This is a genomic window from Nostocoides sp., from assembly GCF_035343835.1.
GTDB classification, from domain to species: Bacteria; Actinomycetota; Actinomycetes; order Actinomycetales; family Dermatophilaceae; genus Nostocoides_A; species Nostocoides_A vanveenii.
The window spans coordinates 1-1,672 of sequence record NZ_DAOQZV010000393.1 but is presented as its reverse complement, the minus strand read 5'-3'; the positions used below and the strand labels follow the sequence as shown (position 1 = coordinate 1,672).

At 70.8% G+C, this 1,672-nt stretch carries 2 protein-coding genes; both read right to left on the bottom strand.

Going from position 1 to position 1,672, the window contains the following annotated elements:
- Positions 1–87: 87 nt before the first annotated feature.
- Positions 88–756, bottom strand: a complete 669-nt coding sequence (locus PKH97_RS16470) for an MBL fold metallo-hydrolase (protein ID WP_324388689.1) — start codon at positions 754–756, stop codon at positions 88–90.
- Between the two features lie 5 nt (positions 757–761).
- Positions 762–1,454, bottom strand: coding sequence for a maleylpyruvate isomerase family mycothiol-dependent enzyme (locus tag PKH97_RS16465; protein WP_324388688.1), 693 nt, complete (start codon positions 1,452–1,454; stop codon positions 762–764).
- Between the last annotated feature and the right edge of the window lie 218 nt (positions 1,455–1,672).

Here is a 1,672-nt window from a genome sequence, read left to right as displayed (position 1 = left end):
GGCCAGCACCCAGGCGCTGTTGTTGCGAAGATCCCGGACTGGCACCGTCATCACCCTCACGTATCACGCGTGATACGTGAGCTGGGCTCACCAGCCGCGCTCGCGCCACTCGCCGAGGTGGGGCCGCTCGAGGCCGACGGTTGAGTCGTTGCCGTGGCCGGGATAGAACCAGGTGTCGTCCGGGAAGCGGTCGAAGACGCGGTCGACCACATCGGCATACAGGCTCTCGAAACTCTGCCCCGGCATCGTGGTGTTGCCGACGCCCCCGGGGAAGAGCGAATCACCGGTGAACAGGTGGGTCACCCCATCCGGGTCGGCGTAGGCCAGCGCCACCGACCCCGGCGTATGCCCGCGCAGATGGATCACGTCGAACTCGAGTCCCCCGACGGCGATCGTGTCGCCTTGCGAGAGCCGCACATCGGGTGGCAGCGGAAGCGCGTCGGCGTCGTCGGCGCCGGCATACGTGCGCGCTCCCGTGGCCGCGACGACATCAGCGAGGGCGCGCGTGTGGTCCCAGTGCTGGTGCGTGGTGACCAGCGCATCGAGGCGGCCCGTGCCCTCGGCGACCAGGGCCAGGCAACGCGCGGGGTCGTCGGCGGCGTCAATCAGTAATTGGGAGCCCGTCCCCTTGTCGGTGACGAGGTAGACGTTGTTGTGCATCGCCGAGACGGACATCTTGCGGATTGTCGCGTGCGCCAACTCGCGGACCTCGCTCGGTCCGCCGGGCGTCACCTCGCCGGTGTAGGGGTCGGTCATCAGTATCAACTGCCTCTCGGAAGTTCGGGAAGGACGTCACCGTCGAGTGCGTGGACGCCCGCAGGGTCACGGCGGGCCAGCCAACGAAGCAGCGCGGCTGGGGATCCGGCGACCGTGGGGCCGCTCGGACCCACCCGGATCGGCTCCTGTCCGGCCGGCGCCAGCGTGACGGCCGGCGCATCGGGGAGACCGGCCAGCGCCGTCACCTCCCGCGCCAGGTAGGTCGCCACCAGGTCGGGCGGAAAATCCTCGAAATCGAAGCCGGCCCGCAGGTCGGCGTGGTGATAGAGCACCTCTCGCAGACGCATGGTCGGCAGATCTGCTGCGCGAAAGCGTGGTCCGCCGGGCGTGCGCTCGACCAATAGTCCCGCGTCGAGCCCTGCCAGCCGGGGGAGAGCTTGTGCCAACCGGGCAGAGCTCGTCCGAAGGTCGTCGGCCAGATCGGGCATGGCCCTCCCGGCGCCGGCCTCGATATCAGCGTCGCGGGCCTGCGCCGAGGCGTACATCGTCTCGCCACTGCCGTCCACCGCGGCCCGGACCAGCCCGGCGAGGCCGTCGGCATTCCGTGCCAAATGGGTCAGGATGTGGCCACGCGTCCAACCGTCGCATCCGCTGGCCGCGGCCGGATCGTCGAGCCCGGCGACGGTGGCCAGCAGCCGGGCCGTCTCGCTCTCGAGCGCGGCGAGTGTCTCGTCCACCTCAGCCCGCCTTCCGGGCCCGGCGCGCTGCGGCGGCGGCGCTTTTGGAGATCGTCGCCGCCTCGGGCGCTGCCTGTGTCGTCGGGCGTCGCGCGGCGGCAGCCTTTGCGGCCGGAGCCGTCGTCGCCTTCGCGGCAGGTGCCATTCCGGCCGGCGCCCTCGTGACCTCGCCAGCCTGAACGGGCCCAGCCGTGACGACCGACTTCTTTGTCGTTCGC

Bases quoted from the DNA above. Each gene is read 5' to 3' on its own strand.
- PKH97_RS16470 (WP_324388689.1), bottom strand. From the start codon at position 756: ATGACCGACCCCTACACCGGCGAGGTGACGCCCGGCGGACCGAGCGAG.